Annotated in this window: 7 protein-coding genes; all 7 read left to right on the forward strand. The window is 37.5% G+C overall.

Translation table 11 applies throughout. From position 1 onward, the window contains the following. Nucleotides 1-6: 6 nt before the first annotated feature. The 7 genes from LNQ34_RS23170 to LNQ34_RS23200 all read left to right on the forward strand — a co-directional run bounded on the left by LNQ34_RS23170 (nt 7) and on the right by LNQ34_RS23200 (nt 18,124). Nucleotides 7-1,080 (forward strand): amidinotransferase, encoded by a 1,074-nt coding sequence (locus LNQ34_RS23170; protein ID WP_089077047.1) that lies wholly within the window; start codon nt 7-9, stop codon nt 1,078-1,080. Beyond that, nucleotides 1,080-2,357 (forward strand): KamA family radical SAM protein, encoded by a 1,278-nt coding sequence (locus LNQ34_RS23175; RefSeq protein WP_230001496.1) that lies wholly within the window; start codon nt 1,080-1,082, stop codon nt 2,355-2,357. The genes LNQ34_RS23170 and LNQ34_RS23175 overlap by 1 nt, the downstream gene beginning before the upstream one ends. Next, complete coding sequence (locus LNQ34_RS23180) at nt 2,357-13,381, forward strand: non-ribosomal peptide synthetase (RefSeq protein ID WP_230001498.1); 11,025 nt, start codon at nt 2,357-2,359, stop codon at nt 13,379-13,381. Before LNQ34_RS23175 ends, LNQ34_RS23180 begins: the two co-directional genes overlap by 1 nt. Before the next feature lie 14 nt (nt 13,382-13,395). Next, nucleotides 13,396-15,111, forward strand: a complete 1,716-nt coding sequence (locus LNQ34_RS23185; RefSeq protein WP_202702296.1) for a carbamoyltransferase family protein — start codon at nt 13,396-13,398, stop codon at nt 15,109-15,111. A gap of 318 nt (nt 15,112-15,429) precedes the next feature. Then, entirely contained in the window at nt 15,430-16,221 is a 792-nt protein-coding gene (locus LNQ34_RS23190) for a class I SAM-dependent methyltransferase (RefSeq protein WP_202702297.1), read from the forward strand. Nucleotides 16,222-16,224: 3 nt separating this feature from the next. Beyond that, nucleotides 16,225-17,172, forward strand: a complete 948-nt coding sequence (locus LNQ34_RS23195) for a cysteine synthase family protein (protein WP_230001500.1) — start codon at nt 16,225-16,227, stop codon at nt 17,170-17,172. Further along, on the forward strand, nt 17,159-18,124 hold the full coding sequence (locus tag LNQ34_RS23200) for a 2,3-diaminopropionate biosynthesis protein SbnB (protein WP_202702299.1): 966 nt from the start codon (nt 17,159-17,161) through the stop codon (nt 18,122-18,124). Before LNQ34_RS23195 ends, LNQ34_RS23200 begins: the two co-directional genes overlap by 14 nt. Nucleotides 18,125-18,258 lie beyond the last annotated feature (134 nt).

Raw genomic sequence — 18,258 nt, forward strand, 5'->3', positions numbered from 1 at the left:
AAAAGTATGTCGCAAACAAAACCTATTGTAAGTTCTTACAATGAATGGGACCCGTTAGAAGAAGTAATTGTTGGAACAATGGAAGGTGCATCAGTACCGCCCTGGCATGTTACCCTGAAAGCAACAATGCCTGAAAACCACTGGGATTTTTATAAAAAAAATGGAGGAAAATTATTCCCTGCCGAACAGATAAAAGCTGCGCAGCTGGAACTGGACAACCTGGCTCATATATTGGAACAGGAGGGAGTAATCGTTAGAAGACCGGATCCGGTAGATTTTAACAGACCTTACAGCACTCCCGATTGGAAAAGCGAAGGCGGGTTATATAGCGCAATGCCACGCGATGTTTTATTGGTAATAGGTGAGAACATCATTGAAGCTCCGATGCCTTGGCGATCAAGACATCATGAAGTGAATTCTTTCAGACCACTGATAAAAGAATATTTTAATAAGGGAGCAAAATGGTCGGCAGCTCCGAAGCCGCAATTGCTGGATGAACTTTATGATTATAATTATCAGGAAGGAAGCGGCAATGACCCTATTAATTATGTTATAAATGATTTTGAGCCGGTATTTGACGCCGCTGATTTTACCAAATGCGGTAAAGACATCTTTGTGCTTAAAAGCCATGTAACCAATGATGCAGGTATTAAGTGGCTCCAGCAGCACATAGGGGATGACTATACCATTCATAAAATAGATTGTAATGACAGGCACCCGATGCACATTGACACCACTTTTGTACCGTTGGCACCAGGTAAACTGCTAATCCACCCAGACAGGATGAACAAAATTCCTGAGATGTTCAAAAGTTGGGACATTATGAAAGCCCCTGCACCGGTGATGCCGGACAGTCAGGTTTTGTATATGAGCAGCAAATGGCTTACCATGAACACCTTTATGATTGACAGTGAAAGAATTCTGGTGGAGAAAAACGAAAAACCAACCATCGAAGCACTGAAAAAATTTGGGATGAAACCAATACCGTGCAGTTTTTACAATTTCAACACTTTTGGCGGAGGTTTTCACTGTGCAACATTGGATATACGAAGAACGGGCGAACTTAAATCCTACTTTTAATGCAAAATGAGCAAATAATTAGTACCGAAAAGGAGAAATCTTTTGTCCAATCCTATCGGCATCGGGAATGGAATGATGTTCCTGATGAGAAGTGGAACGATTGGAAATGGCAGTTAAGCAACAGGCTAAATAGCTTTGAAGAAATATCGGAAATTATCAATCTTACGCCTACCGAAGCTAACGCTTTAAATCAGAACTCGTTGTTTAGAGTTGACATTACCCCTTATTTTTTGAGTCTGGTAGACAAAGACGATTTCAACTGCCCGATAAGGAGGCAGGTTTTGCCGACCGAGAAGGAAATGTATGATTTTAGCGGGATGAACGAAGATTCTTTAAGCGAAGACGAGTATTCCCCCGTGAATGGTATCGTACACCGGTATCCGGATCGCGTTTTAATGCTGATCACTACCCAGTGTGCATCTTATTGCAGGTATTGTACAAGAAGCAGGCTGGTAGGAGACAGTTCAAAAAATTACAACTCCACTGATTTTGACAATCAGATTGAATACATAAGCAACAATCCACAAATCCGGGACGTGCTGCTGTCGGGGGGTGATCCTTTACTGCTGCCCATTAAAAGACTGGAATCGATCTTAATGCGATTAAGAGAAATTCCTCATGTCGAAATTATTAGACTTGGTACCAGAACACCAGTATTCAACCCCAATATTATAACTCAGGAGTTTTGCGATATGGTAGAAAAATACCATCCTTTTTGGCTGAACATCCACGTGAATCATCCGAAAGAAATTACTCCGGAGTTACAACAGGCCTGTGACAAGCTGTTGAAAGCCGGCATTCCTTTAGGCAACCAGACCGTATTATTAAAAGGGATAAATGACACTGTCGAAATACAACGTAAGCTTTGTACCGAATTAGTGAAGATGCGGGTAAGACCTTATTATCTGTATCAATGTGATTTAGTAAAAGGAGCAGGCCATTTTCGAACTCCTATATCCAAAGGCATCGAGATTATGGAGGGACTAAGGGGGCATATTTCCGGATATGCCATTCCAACTTTTGTAATCGATGCACCTTACGGAGGCGGTAAAATTCCGTTGGCTCCAAACTATGTTTTAAGTCAGTCCCCAAATAAAGTTGTTTTAAGGAATTATGAAGGTTTTATTACCGTGTACACAGATTCGGATCATGAAGCGGATCTTGAAGTTACTTCGGGTAACAGGAAAGGCAAAGACATATCCATTATGGATTTGATTCAGGGCAATGAAAAATTTATAATGCCACAAAACTTTAGAAACTCAAAAAGAGAAGATTAATGGAGAATACCAATACAACTTTAGACACCGTTTTAACTCTTACATCTGCAAAGTTCCTTAAACAAGAAAAATACTGGTCTGAAAGAATCGCTCAAATAGCAGAGAAAACGCACTTAGTATTTACTAATAATACCAAAGTTTCTGATGATTTTGAGAGAGAGGAATACGTTTTCAGTATGGATGAGCCAATCAGTGAAAAGATTTTTTCCCTGGCAAAAGGAAATGATCTGTCTGTTTACGTCATATTGGATGCTGTTCTGAAAGTCATGCTTTATAACTATCTGGATCAGGATACAATCACTACAATTTCGTCAGTTTTATTAGAAAATGCCGATGAAGAAACACTCAATGATTCGGTTTATATATCCGGAGAAATTGATGCTTCAAATTCTTTTAAAGAGTTTGTAATGCAATTGAGTGAGACCGTTGAGCTGTCTTATGAGAATCAGGATTATCCCCGGAATGTTTTAGCCGAAAAAATCAGTGGTAACAGCAACGACCTGTCCAACGTGTGGCATGTATTTGAGCCAATCCATGGAAGAGCTGAATCGACCGGCGATGATGTCGTTTTTACATTTGAAAAAAACGGCAATGTGCTTCAGGGTAAAATAGAAGCCAACCCGGCTGCTGTACCAGGCATCTATCTTAAGCAGATGGGGATTCATTTCCGGAATGTAGCGAGGGTGGTAATAAGCAACCCCGAAATTCTTATTCAGGATATCAGCCTATTTTCTGATAGTGAAATAAAATATTACGAAGACGGATGGAATCCACCTGTGAGTTTAGCTGCCCTTTCGGCTGATACGATCCATGCTGTTTTTGAAAGTCAGGCGGATAGTAACCCCGATAATTTATTTGCAATCGATTCCCAAAGCCAGCTTACTTATAGACAGGTAAACGAAAGGAGCAATCGGTTGGCACATTATCTATTGGAAAAAAACGACCTTAAAAATGCGGTAATTGGAATCTATTTAGAGAGATCGAATGACCTTATTATCTCCATATTGGCCATACTAAAGGCAGGGGGTACATTCTTCATGATAGATCCTACACTTCCTGCCGACAGGATTGAGGTGATGCTTGCAGAAGTGAAAGTTCCGATGATCATTTCAAAAGCTCCCTACAGTAATGCTGTAGCTCATGAAAGCAGGACAATAGTAGATCTGGATCATTTGTCCTTAGAGCATTATCCGGTTACAAATAGTAAAGCTACAGCCGGTCCAAAAGATCCGGCATATCTTATGTTCACTTCCGGTTCAACAGGTAACCCGAAAGCAGTACTTATTTTGCATGAATCTTTCGTTGCCAGAATGAGCTGGTTAACCAATCAGTACAACCTCACAGCTAACGATGTGACCATTCAGAAAACACCTTTGTCTTTTGATCCTTCCATTTGTGAAATGTTTCGTGGTGTGGCTTCAGGAGCAAAAATTTATTTTTTACCCAATGGCGAAGAGAAAAATCCAGAAGCTATTCTTGAAGCGGTAAGTACCTATAAAGTAACCACTATGGATTTTGTTCCATCCATGCTTGCTGTTTTTTTGGATTATATCAATACGTTTGAAAATCACATTGAAAAACTGGCCACTTTAAGATGGATATTTACGGGTGCTGAAGCTCTTTCGTCCAGAGTTGTCAATTCTTTTAACGATACTTTGTTTGCTACAAATGGCACAAGATTAATAAATACGTGGGGCGCAACAGAAGTAACGGTTGATGTGACTTATTATGATTGTTCTGTATTTCCGTCGGAGCTTAAAAAAGTTTCAGTAGGAAAACCAATTGAAAATGCACGGCTATACTTACTCAATAAGTATAAAAAGTTTACACCAATGGGAATGATTGGTGAACTTTATGTAGCCGGTATTTATGTGTCAAATGGCTATTATAATGCTGAAGAACTGAATGCGGAAAAATTTGTTACCATTGAAAATTTTGGTACTACCCGATTTTACAAAACGGGCGATTTCGCAAGATGGCAACCGGACGGAAATTTAGATTTTATAGGAAGAAAAGACAATCAGTTAAAAGTTAGAGGTATACGAATAGAAAGTGCCGATATTGAGTACCAAATTCTAAAATTGAATGCCGTAAGTCAGGCTTTTGTAACGGTTATTCAGGATCCAAAAACAGAAAATGATTATCTGGCTTGTTACATCGTTCCCAAAAACAATAGCGAACCCATTAAGGCCGCAACGATCAAAGAAGAGCTGAAGACAAAACTGCCGGAGTATTACATGCCGGACTATTTTTTCTTTTTGGACAGCTTTCCTTTAACCGCAAATGAAAAAATCGATACCGCAAAACTTCCAAAGATTATCAATGCAAAAGACAGTCTGACTTCGGAATATGAAGCTCCCGGTACTGACTTAGAACGAAGCATTACCTTGATTTGGCAGGAACTCCTCAATTTAGAAAAGGTTGGGGTGAATGATTTGTTTTTTGACATTGGCGGACATTCTTTAAATGCGGTTTCGCTGATCTCGCTTTTGCATAAAAAATTGAGTATTAAAATTGAGATAAAAGATATTTTTAAATACTCTACCATCAGATCGCTTGCCTCGTTTATTGAGGAAAATAAACTGGATTCTGCCTATTCTGAAATTCCAAAGATTTCGGAAAAAAAATATTATAAAACAACCAGTTCTCAAAAGCGTCTTTGGTCTTTAAGTAAATTTGATGAGGCTTCTGTAGCCTATAATGTCCCGGTAGCCGCGGAACTTAAAGGGGAACTAAATATTGATTACTTAAAAAAAGCTTGTGCCGCTTTAATAGAAAGACATGAAATACTGAGAACAGCTTTCGTTCTTTTGGATGACGAAATCGTGCAGAACGTGTTGCCGTTCAGCCCGGAATTTTCAGCGTTGGAATATCTGGATTACAGCAAAGCAAACAATGGGGAGGCAAAAATCAATAGCTATATTGAAGATTTCATTCAGCATAAATTTGATTTAGAAAAGGGACCGCTGATACAGCTAAGTCTCTTGAAAAAAGCGGATGACGATTATTTACTGCTCATCTGCATGCACCATATTATATCCGATTCCTGGTCTCTCAAAATAATAATGAAAGATATCTTATCGTATTATAATGCTTTTTCTGCCCAGATTCCGGTAAATCTTGCTCCCCTGGAAATTCAGAACAAGGATTATGCAGAATGGGAGAATAGTAATATCGATTTAAAAGAAAGAGCATACTGGAGTCAGAAACTCGAGGGAGATCTTTTGAAGATTGACCTGCCTTCGTTCAGCGAGCGTCCAAAAACGCAGACTTATAATGGAACTTATGTGGTTTACACGCTTCCGTCAAACAGTACAAAAAACCTGCAGGCACTAGGTAAAGAGTACAATGCGACGCTTTTCATGACCGCAATGTCTCTTTTTAATTATATATTTTATAAGTATACCGGAAACACTGACATTATACTGGGTACTGTTATTGCCAACAGAGAAAAATTATCGTTACAAGATCAAATCGGATTCTATATTAATACCTTAGTGATAAGGACACAATTTGATCGGGATGGTAAGTTTTCGGACCTTATCAGTCTGACAAAAAATAATATAATTGAAGCCTTTGAGCATAAAGATTATCCTTTTGATGAGCTGGTCAATGATATAAATATTAAGAGGGATTTAGGCCGCTCTCCGGTTTTTGATGTTTTGATTGAAACTCAAAATTATGCCAATACCATTTCTTCGGATGATAATCTGAGTGCAGAATCGGTTGAAGTGAATGTGATAAAAGCAGATAATAAAACAGCGATTTGTGATTTGAACATCATGCTGGTGGAACAAGCGAACGGAGAAATTATTTTCAATGCCAGATACAATACTGACGTTTATGAGTCTGAGCATATCGAGCGTTTGTTCACTCATTTTAATTATTTGTTAGATCAGGTTGGAATTGATTCGGACAAAAACCTTAGCGATTATGATTTGCTGATTGAAGAAGACAAAAAACGCATCAGCCAATTCAACAAGACGGATAAATTGGTTCCTCAAAAAACAATTCCGAACTATATAAAAGAGCATTCGCAAACCAACCCTGATTTATGCGCGATTTTGTACAATGGCGTGCAAACCAGCTATGGTGAACTTCATAAGGAAAGCAGTCAGATTGCAGATTTCCTGTCATTAAATACCGATAATAAACTTATAGGGGTTTTAATGAAACGTTCGCCCGAAATCGTAAAAACCATTACAGGAGTATGGAAAGCGGGTATGACCTACCTGCCTTTTGACCCAACGTATCCTTACCAGCGTATCAAAAAGTTAATCAACGACGCCGGTCTGGAAATGCTTGTGATCGATACAAACTTTGTAAAAGAAGCAATGTTATTGCAGTGGGATTGTCCGGGTCTTAAAAGTATCTTTTGTGTCAACAGTGAAAATATCTTTCTGGAAGCCGAATCAAAAAATGCTTCTATGAACAGAGATCTTTGGGAGTATGTAGCCGAACGTTCTACTGATGATATCACGGCTGGTGGCTGGCTCAACAGTTATACCGGTAAACCTTTCAGCCGGGAAGAGATGAACGAGTATCGTGAAAATGCCCGATTCAAGATAAGCCAGGAAATAAACACAAAATCGAAAGTACTGGAAATAGGTTGTAGCTCAGGAATTACCATGTTTGCCATCGCTCCTTTGGTTAGGGAATATCACGGGGTAGATTTATCGGCAAACGTTTTAAAAAACAACGAAGCAACGATTAAGGAATTAGAGCTTGATAATATTCAACAACACAACCTTTTTGCCCATGAAATTGACCAAATTCAGACGGGTGATTTTGATCTGATTGTTATCAATAGTGTTATACAGAATTTTCATGGCTATAATTATCTCCTGGATGTATTGGAAAAATGTTTTGCCTTATTGGACAATCATGGGAAAATTTTCATTGGAGATATCATGGACAACGATAAGAAAGAAAGTCTGATAACTTCCCTGCAAGATTATAAAGAGGCCAATAACAATGAAAGAGTTAAACTGGAGTGGGACGAAGAATTTTTTGTGGAAAGATATTTCTTTGATGATTTAAAGTTTAAATACAATTTCATCAGCGAGGTACTGCATACCGATAAAATTGGAAGTATTGAAAATGAATTGTACTCTTTTCGCTATGATACCCTAATTTCTTTAGATAAATCTCAAACAAACACCGCCGAAGGTTTGCAAAAAAGGTATCAGTACGACAAGCGTTCCCTTAAAAAAGAGAACGATACCTATTCTGATTTGTCCAATTTAGACGAGGCTGCTTATATCATTTACACTTCCGGTTCAACGGGCGAACCCAAAGGTGCAATTTTACATCATTTGGGGATGATGAATCATATCTATGCCAAAATTGACGACCTCGAAATAACGGCTGATAGTGTAGTGGCACAAAATGCTTCACAGGGATTTGATATTTCGATATGGCAGTTTTTTGCTGCTCTGGTTCAGGGAGGGTCAATTGTCATTTATGATGATGATACGATAACAAATCCCGAAAACCTGTTGTATCATTTAACTTCAGATCAGGTAAGCATACTTGAAGTCGTGCCTTCTTATCTCTCACTGTTATACAATTCGGCAGAAAACAATGGTTTTAAGGAACTGGAGCATTTAAAATATCTGTTAGTTACGGGTGAGACGGTACATCATGCCCTGATCAGCAAATGGTTTGATGCCTTTCCGAATATCCCGATTGTCAATGCATACGGGCCAACAGAAACCTCTGATGATATTACACATTATATCATGAAAGAGTGTCCTCAGGGGCCAAACATATTAATTGGAAAAACTTTACAGAATTTCAGGATCTACATCATCGACGATTCGTTTCAACAGGTTCCGATAGGAGTAAGGGGAGAAATTGTAGTTTCAGGTATTGGAGTCGGATATGGGTATCTGAACAATCCTCAAAAAACGAATGAGGTATTTTTGGAAGATCCTTTTCAGTCTTCCAAAGTTCCGATGTACCGAACAGGAGATATCGGAAGATATAGGCCAGACGGAAATATTGAATTTTTCGGACGAAGAGATTTTCAGGTCAAAATCAATGGCAGGAGAATAGAATTGGGTGAAATAGAGAATAAAATATTGCAGATCGCAGAGGTCAAAGAAGCGGTAGTCATTTTGAATAAAAACAATGACCAAAACTATCTTGTAGCCTTTCTAATCATAAACAATACTGTAACAAATGAAGATATAGAGGTGGAAACTGAAAAAATCAGGAGACGCCTTGCACAAAGCGTGCCTGAGTATATGGTTCCTTCAAAGTTGTTTATTGTGCAGAGTTTTCCGGTGACTTCTAACGGGAAAATTGACCGCAACCAGCTTTTAGCAAAGAGCGATTCCAAAAGTAATTCTGAAAAAGCAATAGTCCTTCCTTCAACCCCCTATGAAGAAAAGATTCTGGAATTTTGGATGGATACATTGGGAAGAGATAGCTTAGGAATCAATGATAATTTCTTTGAGAATGGTGGACATTCTATTTCCGCTATACAGATCATTACAAAAGTCAAGAAAGAATTTCAGGTTGATATCCCGTTAAAGGATCTTTTTGAATATCCAATTCTCGAAGATTTTGCAAAAAGGATTGACTTTCATAAAAAAGAAAGGCTAAATGTGGTATTGCCAAATCCAGCGAAAAAAAGCAGAAAGAGCAGGTATAAAATATCACCAGTTCAGTTTGCCGAATGGTACCTGCAAAAATTTAATCCGAACAGTACCTTTTACAACATCGGATTTATACTTGAATTCAATGGTGATCTGAATATTGATGCATTGTACCAAACAATAGTACATCTTTATGACAGGCATGATATCTTCAGAATAGCATTAGTTGAAGACGATGGCAGACCGTATCAGCTTCTCAGGGAACATACGGAACTTAATTTTGCTGACTTTCTGATCGATATCAGACAAGAGTCAGAGCAGGAAAATAAGGTGCAGGAAATCATAAAAAAATACAGCAACACCGTTTTCGATTTATCCAAACCACCAATCTGTACCGTTAAATTGATCAGGCTGGCGGATGAGAAATACATTTTTACGTTAGAGACGCACCATATTGTCTGGGATCAGATATCAACGTTTATTTTCCATAAGGAATTGACTCAGGGCTATAACAATTTAATTGCCACAGGTGATTTTGGTCTTCCGGAATTAAAGGTAAACTATGTCGATTACACCGAATGGATTAACGCTTTGATCGATTCGGGACAATTAGAGTCTCAAAGGCAATACTGGTTAGAAAAATACAAAACAATACCGGAACCACTTGAACTGCCTACAGATTTTCCGAGGCCACTGGTACATTCCTTTAATGGAGACTTTATTTTCAAATCGGTTGATTTAGATTTCAAACAGGAAATAACCGATTTCTGTAATCAAAATGGGGTCACCTATCAAATCTTTCTAATTTCGGTATTAAACTTATTATTATACAGATTAACCAACCAGGATGATTTTGTAGTGGGAACACCTATATGGAACAGAGACAAGGAAAATCTGGAAGATATTATCGGCCTATTTGCATCGGGAATACCGATACGCTGTACGGTAGAGGAAAACTGGTCTTTCAGGAAATTAATGGAGCATTCAAAGAAAAGTTCGCTGGATGCTTATGAAAACCATTTGTATCCCTTCAACAAGATTATCGAAGAATTAAATCCGACTACAGATTTTTCAAGACAAAAAGTAATGTCCGTATTTTTTGGCGTGCAAAATGATGACACCGAATTGACCGAAAGAAATTTTGATGGCATCACCATCAATGACATCACAGGTCAGTATGATTTAAAAATAAACCATACCTCTGTTTTTGATTTCACGCTTCAGATTGATCACTCACAACATTATATGTGGTATTCATTACGATACAATACAGATTTGTTTAAAGCATCAACAGCGCAAAATTTCCTTTCGCGATACGAGCAGTTGATCCGCCAGTGTATAGCAGATCCCGAGCAGAATATTGGAGATTATGACATATTGCTGAACGAAGAAAAAACGATCATTAGCAATTTTACTGAGAATACAGATGTTTTTGCTATTGAAGATTACGGTATTCATAACCTGATTGAAGAAACGGCGGTAAAATATCCTGAGAATGTTGCAGTAGTTGACAACGAACAGCAGCTTACTTATGCCCAAATCAATGCTTTTGCCAATAAAATTTCTCATTATCTGATCGAAAAAGGCATTAGGAAAAAAGACAGGGTTGGAGTGCTGATGCAGCGATCTACAGAGTTTATAGCCACAGTATTAGGAATACTTAAAGCAGGTGCAATTTATGTGCCGCTGGGTAAAGACTATCCTGTACAGCGTATCGAAGAAATTATCAATCAGGCAGAAATTGAAGCAATAGTTACCACTACAGAATGTTTGTCTCAGACCTTTATGGAGGCCTCTTTTTCGAAACTGTTCATCGATCTGAACACCACAGATCTTTCCGGATTTTCTGAAGATGCTCCAAAAATAAAGGTAGAAAACCAGGACCTGGCTTATACTATATTTACTTCAGGATCAACAGGAAAGCCAAAGGGTATTAATATCAAACATGTAGGGATAATCAATATTATTAAATCTACTACAGAGGCTTTTAATTTCGATGAAAACGAAGCGGTTTTATTTCACACACCTGTAGTCTTCGATGCATCGATTATGGACTTTTTATGGCCATTAGCCACAGGCGCAAAAATAGTCGTGATGAAAGATGATGATGAAAAAAGTATAAAAGCCTATGAAACCTATATCGAGAAGCATAAGATTACGCATGTGCAGTCGGTACCTTTGTTATTAGAATCTATTGTGGATGGTCTTGAAAGAAACGAAATTTTAAATCTTCAAAGTCTAAAAAGAATAGCGGTAGGGGGGGCTTTATTGCAGACCTCATTAAGAAACCGATTTTTTAATGTGCTGGAGTGTAAATTGTATAACTGTTATGGACCAACTGAAACCACTGTAGATTCTACCCGATTTGACTGTTCTGAAAGCACTGTTGGTACAGATCAGTTTGTTCCCGTAGGCAAGCCCGTAGCCAATACCAAAATATATGTTTTGGATAAAAAGATGAAAATTTGTCCGCTTGGTGTTCCGGGGGAATTGTATATATCATCAATAGGTGCAGCTGCCGATTACCTGAACAATCCCGAACAAACTGAAAATGCGTTTGTTGATAATCCATTTCAGGATGGATTTAGCAGAAGGCTTTACAAAACAGGAGATAAGGGGATTTATGACGAAGCCGGTAATTTAATCGTATACGGACGACTCGACAATCAGGTAAAATTGAATGGCAACAGGATTGAGATTGATGAAATAGAATCGGTTCTTTTAAATCATAATGCTATTTTTAATGTTGCCGTACTTGTAAACAAACAAGCAGCTTACGAACAATTAATTGCTTTTATTGAACCCGAAAAAGGAATCAACAGTTTTGTGGCTAAGGATGGCAGAGTGTACACATGGATTACCCTGCACCAAAACGAAATGATTAGGGAAGACTTCCAGGGCCTTTCCAAAACAGTACCTTTTGAGCCATTATTTTTAGAATCTTTTAAAGATTTTGACCAGATACTTTACGACTATCCGGATCTGCAAATAAGGATTAATGACGAAAGCGGTAAAACAATCTGTTGTGTAACAGCGGTTCCTGTTGTTCTGTCAGACGCGACTGCTGTTTCCAATGATAGTAGCATTTTACTGCGTAGGGTAGAGGAAACAGAATACAACGCCATAGCCATTCTGAATATTTCGACTCTTTCGACATTCAACACTCTGGAAGAGGATGAGATTTTAAAGTGTTATGCAGAGGTATGCCGTCATTTTGGATATTCTAATCTGATCAGCCTCAAAGCTTCTGCTGAAAGTAAAGATGTTTTTTTACAAACGGATTATTCCTATTTGCTGAACGAACAATCGGCCGGTAATTATTTGAATGATAATGCAATCAGAATGCATTTGTCTGTGTATTTGCCGCAATACATGATTCCGCGAAAAATTATTGTTTTAGATGAAATACCACTAAATGATAATGGAAAAGTTGACAAGAATAAATTAAACAAATTGAAGCTCAATAGCGATTTCCTGTCGCCCGAAACCAAATTGACGGTAACAGAGCAAATCATAAAAAGCTTCTTTACAGAAATTTTAGAAAAAGAAATCCAAATTCATTCCAGCTTTTTTGAATATGGAGGACATTCTATAAACATGATTCAACTGATTTCTAAAATCGAAAAAGAGTTCGGTATAAAATTCCCAATAGTAGAAGTATTCAATCGCCAATCTATTTACAGCATAGCGGCCTATGTAGACAAAAATGCAAAGAATAAAGAAGCCGGGATCTACCTGCACAAACTCAGCAGTGGAAAAACAAAGAATATGGTTTGCATACCCTCTATTAGTACCACGGCATTAGATTTCTTAGAGTTGTCAAAACACCTCGATCATTATAACGTTTATGCGCTTGATTTTTCTTTTTTAGATTCCTATAAAGAAATGCATAACAGTTTAAATGACATCGTAGACAGCGCTATAGCAATGATAATGAACAGCGGAATTGAAGGCGAACTTGACCTGCTGGGGTATTCAGCAGGAGGCTTATTTGCTTATGAACTGCTAAAGAAACTGGAAGATTATAAAGTGGTCAATAAGTTTATCGTATTGGATATAGTACCACCGCCTCAGACCGTCAGAATAAACAAAAAAGCAACTGCTTATGAAGACGCTGACGTTGACGCATTCTTAGAATTGGATCAGCTGAATAAATTTACTCCCGATGAAAGGAAAGTAATTGTAGACCGAATATGGAAATATGCGGAAGTCACTTCGTTTATATCAGGAAACAAAATGATCAATATTCCAACCTATGTCTTTCTGAGTGAAAATTCCAGCATCGACAAACACAGCATTTGGCAAGCCTTAATCAAAAGTAAAATCAATCTGATCAGGCTTAAAGGGGGGCATTATGAAATACTCCAAAAAGATAAAATACAAAAAAACACCCAAATTATAACAAATCAAATAGAGAAATAAAAAGATACAAAATTATGAGAAATATTATTTTAGGAATAAATTGTGTATACCATGAATCAGCGGCATGCTTGATAATTGATAACAAAGTAGTGGCGGCTATTGAAGAAGAAAGACTCTCAAGAGTCAAACATGCAAAAGAATCAAAAATTGACAATCCGGATGAACTGCCAATTCTTGCGATAAACAAATGTCTCGAGATGGGGGGGATAAGTTTAGAGGATGTTTCTCTAATAGGGTTTTCATTTAAACCTGAAAGAAGATTAGAAAACATCCCTTCAGAAGATCGTTTCGTACCAAACAACTGGGGTTGTGAGGATGGCGAAAAGTTATTCTATGATAAATTAACACAAATTCCTCAAAAACTTCAGGAAATGGGGTTCAAGGGACAGTTTAGCTTTATCGAACATGCGATAGCGCATTGTGCATCAGCATACTATCCCTCTCCGTTTAGTGATGCGGCCATACTTTCTATTGATGGAATCGGTGAGTTTGAATCGACCACCCTTGCCTACGGACATGGTAAAAATATTGATGTAGTACAACAAATTGCCTATCCTAATTCAATTGGTTTTTTATGGGAGAAAATTTCTAAATTTTTAGGCTTTTCAGAATACGATGCGTGTAAAGTAATGAGCGTAGCGTCGTTCGGAAATCCTTTAACATTCGAAGAGGAATTCAGTAAGATAATTTCCATCAATGATCAAACTATTTTTGAACTGGATAATGAGGTACTGTGCTTCAGAGTTGAAGATTATTCTAAGTTAGAAAAGTTATTCAACATTAAAAAAAGAGAAACATTAGATGAATTAGAAGAGGTACACAAGGATATTGCTGCTGCTCTGCAAAAGTGGACAACCGATATTATTGTAAAAGTTACCGACAGGCTTTTTGAAGAAACAAAATCTGAAAATCTTTGTGTTGCGGGTGGTGTAGCTTTAAACTGTGTTGCCAACACCATAGCTTTTGAAAATAGTAAATTCAAAAACATTTTTATACAGCCGGCAGCAAATGATGCGGGAACGGCATTGGGAGCGGCTTTAAAACTGAATATAGAATCAGAAGGTAATTTAGAAGGATTGGTTTTGGACAATACGTTCTTAGGGCCTTCATTTACAACCGAAGAAATACACAATGAAATGTCCAAGAGAAATCTGGTGTATTCACATGTGGAAGACATAGAAGTGAAAGCTGCAGAACTTATTAAAGCAGGTAATATTATTGGATGGTTTCAGGGAGCAATGGAATTTGGACCCCGGGCGCTTGGAAACAGAAGCCTTTTGGCAGATCCGAGAAATTTCCATATGATTAAAAAACTCAATTCAATAGTAAAACACCGGGAAGATCACAGACCATTTTGCCCAAGTGTTTTGTCGGAAGAAACAGAAAACTGGTTTGACATTAAAAAAAGCACACCTGTATCCGAGTACATGCTTATGGCTTATCCGGCTTTAACCAATAAAAAAGAACTTATACCGGCAGTAGTGCATGTTGACGGGACTTCGAGAATACAGGCGGTTAATCAGAAAACCAATCCAAAATATCATGGGTTAATATCAGAATTCTATAAACTAACTGGTATCCCAATGGTTTTAAACACTTCTTTTAACGATAGGGAACCAATTGTTTGTACTCCTGAGGATGCGATAAAAACTTTTTTGAAATCCAATATTGATTATTTGGTTATGGGGAATTTTATTTTAAACAAACAGGATAATCTGGAAAAAGTGTAATCTTTTTGATGCTGAGAATAAAAATTTTGAAAAAGATTCCACAACTATTGAATGTATCTTTGTAGGGCTATGCGTCTATTGCAGAAGTAGTTAATCGTGTTGGTGAAACTCGGGTACTGCTTTAAAAGAAGCGATGAGATAAGTGAAAGCGGTACAGCGATACTACTATTGATAACGAATTAATAGTCAATAGTGGAAATCCGTATTCAGAAAAAAAATTCACGGAAGAAGTACTGGCGTTAAACCATTATTTTTCGCCAGTGCTTTTAAAGGAATGTTTAAAAAAGAACTCCTAATAATCAAAAAATTATACACAAGATGGATTATAAAAAATATACTGAAGCAAACAGGATTGCATGGAATGAGGTGAACCCGATACATCAGGATTTTAAAAAGAGATATAAAAGCAAATTCACTTTAGAGGACTTTAGTACTTTGGATGAGAACCTTCTGGAAGTATTAAATAAAATAACATTCCAAAACAAATCGATACTTCAGCTGTGTTGTAACGACGGTGAAGAACTGATCTCATTAAAAAAAATGAATGCCGGCAAATGTGTCGGTATCGATATCTCTGACGAAGCGATCGATTCGGCACGTTTTCTAAACGACCAACTGGGTCTTGACTGTACATTCCATGTCTATGATGTTTATGAAATGGACGAGATTATAGAAAGCGAAAAATTTGATATCGTATTAATGACAGTAGGTGCCCTGGTCTGGCTGCCCGATTTGAATCAGATCATCAAAAAAATCTCAAAAGTATTATCTCCTGAAGGATTTCTGGTGATTCAGGAACAACATCCTTTTAGCTGGCTTATCGATGAGGATATGAAACTTTCGGAAGAAGAAAATTATTTTAGAAAAGAACCATTAAAAGAGGAAGGTGGCCTGGATTATTTAGGAAAAACAGAATATACAGGAAGCGCAAACTATAGTTTTAATTATACGTTCTCCGACCTATTCAATGCCATTGCTGATAATGGGCTGTCACTTTACAAATTATTTGAATATGCTAATGATATATCAAATTTAAAAGAAGACCTGGAACAAAAAGAACTTTCCTATCCGTTGTCTTATATCTGCATTGCAAAAAAACACAAAACCTAATCGATGAATACATTATTAGACAAACTGTACAAACTAAAAAAACTTATTGGAAATACTCCTTTGTATAATATATGCGCGGAGAAGAATATTTTTATAAAAGTAGAATACTATCAACTTGGTGGTAGTATAAAAATGCGATCCGCATTTAAAGTAATAGAAGAAGCAATTCTTGATGGTTCAATCAATGAAGACACAGTTGTAATCGAATCTACTTCGGGAAATTTTGGGATAGCGCTCGCTTTGATCTGCAGAAAACTGGACCTGAAGTTTATACCGGTTATAGATCCGTGCATCTCTTTATACAAAAAGAAAAAGCTGGAACTACTATGCAGTCACATTGTTCAGATCACACAAAAAGACGAGACCGGTAATTATTTACTCAACAGAATAAAATTTATCAAAAACTATCTTGAAGAAAATAAAAATTCTTTCCAGCCCAACCAATATAAAAACAAGAATTGTTACCTGGCTTATAATGCCATGATGGAGGAGATAAAAGATCAGATTGATCAAATAGATTATATTTTTATCTCTGTGAGTTCAGGAGCTACAGTCACCGGATTATCACAGCATATCAAGAAGTATTTTCCAGGAATAAAGATTATAGCGGTAGATATTGAAGGCTCGCTGATTTTTTCTACCATAACCAAAGAACGCAAACTACCGGGCATTGGTGCCAGCAAAACATCTGATTTTATTGCCCTGGCAGACATACACGATCATGTTATTTTAAGTGAAGAGGAAATCATAACCGGCTGCCAAAAGCTTTTCCATGAGTACGGCATCCTGGCTGGTGCTTCCGGAGGAGCGGCTTTTTATGCTGCCTTACAAAATATTGAAAATTCTGAAAACAAACAGAATTGCCTGGTCATTATACCCGATTCCGGCGATGATTACCTGGAATTAATAGATTATAAATGCTTTCAACAAACTTCTTATGAAATACATTAATGAACAAAACATATTGGAAATAGGGAATGACTGGAATGAAATTATTCAGGTTATTGAAGATACTGTTCTCCTGTTAGAAAAAAAGGATTACGCACAGCCTATAAAACCATACCTTAGATATAAAGATTTAAAAAACAGAATAATCGCTATGCCGGCTTATGTAGGGGGCGACTATAATATTTCGGGCATAAAATGGATCGCCAGCTTTCCTGACAATATAAAAAATAATCTGCCGAGGGCCAATTCAGTTATTATCCTGAATAATGCCGATACCGGTGTGCCCATATCGGTGATAAATACGCCTATGGTCTCGGCCATACGTACATCGGCAGTTACTGGTGCGATCATAAAAAGCTACAGGGAAGCAGTAGAAATTAAGGAGAAAATAAATTTTGGTATTATTGGTTTAGGACCAATCGGGAGGATGCATCTCGAGATGATTTTTACTTTGCATGAAGATATCATTGACAAAGTTTATGTCTACGATATCAATCCAATTGACGCGGAGTCGCTGCCTGAAAAATGGAAACATAAAATCGTAGTCGTAAACGATTGGGAACAAGCCTATTTAAACTCAAAAATTTTTATTACCTGTACGGCTTCGTCAAAACGATACATCAATCTTCCACCTCCAAAGGGTTCATTGCAACTCAATGTTTCATTAAGAGATTATGAAGCCGATGTTTACGATTTTATTGACTGCGTGATTGTTGATAATTGGGACGAAGTGTGCCGCGAAAACACCGATATTGAAATGATGCACCAGACAAAAGGACTGCTTGAAGAAGATGTCCTTATAATCACGGATGTCTTATCCGGAAAATTAAGAAAAACTATAAAAGCAAACGACACCATAATGTTCTGTCCTATGGGGATGGCGATTTTTGATATCGGGATAGCCAAATATTTCTATGAATTATCGCAAGATAAGCGTATCGGACAAACGTTGTAATTTTTAGGAAAACGTATTGCCAAAACCGAAAGAAGAAGCAAAACGATTATCGCAGTTATTCATACTGATACCCTTTTTAAATAGGCCGACAGAATCCTAAAAACTGGACTCCGGCCAAGCAATTATGGATGAAA

The organism is Flavobacterium lipolyticum (assembly GCF_020905335.1).
Lineage (GTDB): Bacteria > Bacteroidota > Bacteroidia > Flavobacteriales > Flavobacteriaceae > Flavobacterium > Flavobacterium lipolyticum.

What these genes read in the sequence shown, in the direction of transcription:
- LNQ34_RS23170 (WP_089077047.1), top strand. Translation starts at nt 7, where the DNA reads ATGTCGCAAACAAAACCTATTGTAAGTTCTTACAATGAATGGGACCCG.
- LNQ34_RS23175 (WP_230001496.1), top strand. Translation starts at nt 1,080, where the DNA reads ATGCAAAATGAGCAAATAATTAGTACCGAAAAGGAGAAATCTTTTGTC.
- LNQ34_RS23180 (WP_230001498.1), top strand. Translation starts at nt 2,357, where the DNA reads ATGGAGAATACCAATACAACTTTAGACACCGTTTTAACTCTTACATCT.
- LNQ34_RS23185 (WP_202702296.1), top strand. Translation starts at nt 13,396, where the DNA reads ATGAGAAATATTATTTTAGGAATAAATTGTGTATACCATGAATCAGCG.
- LNQ34_RS23190 (WP_202702297.1), top strand. Translation starts at nt 15,430, where the DNA reads ATGGATTATAAAAAATATACTGAAGCAAACAGGATTGCATGGAATGAG.
- LNQ34_RS23195 (WP_230001500.1), top strand. Translation starts at nt 16,225, where the DNA reads ATGAATACATTATTAGACAAACTGTACAAACTAAAAAAACTTATTGGA.
- LNQ34_RS23200 (WP_202702299.1), top strand. Translation starts at nt 17,159, where the DNA reads ATGAAATACATTAATGAACAAAACATATTGGAAATAGGGAATGACTGG.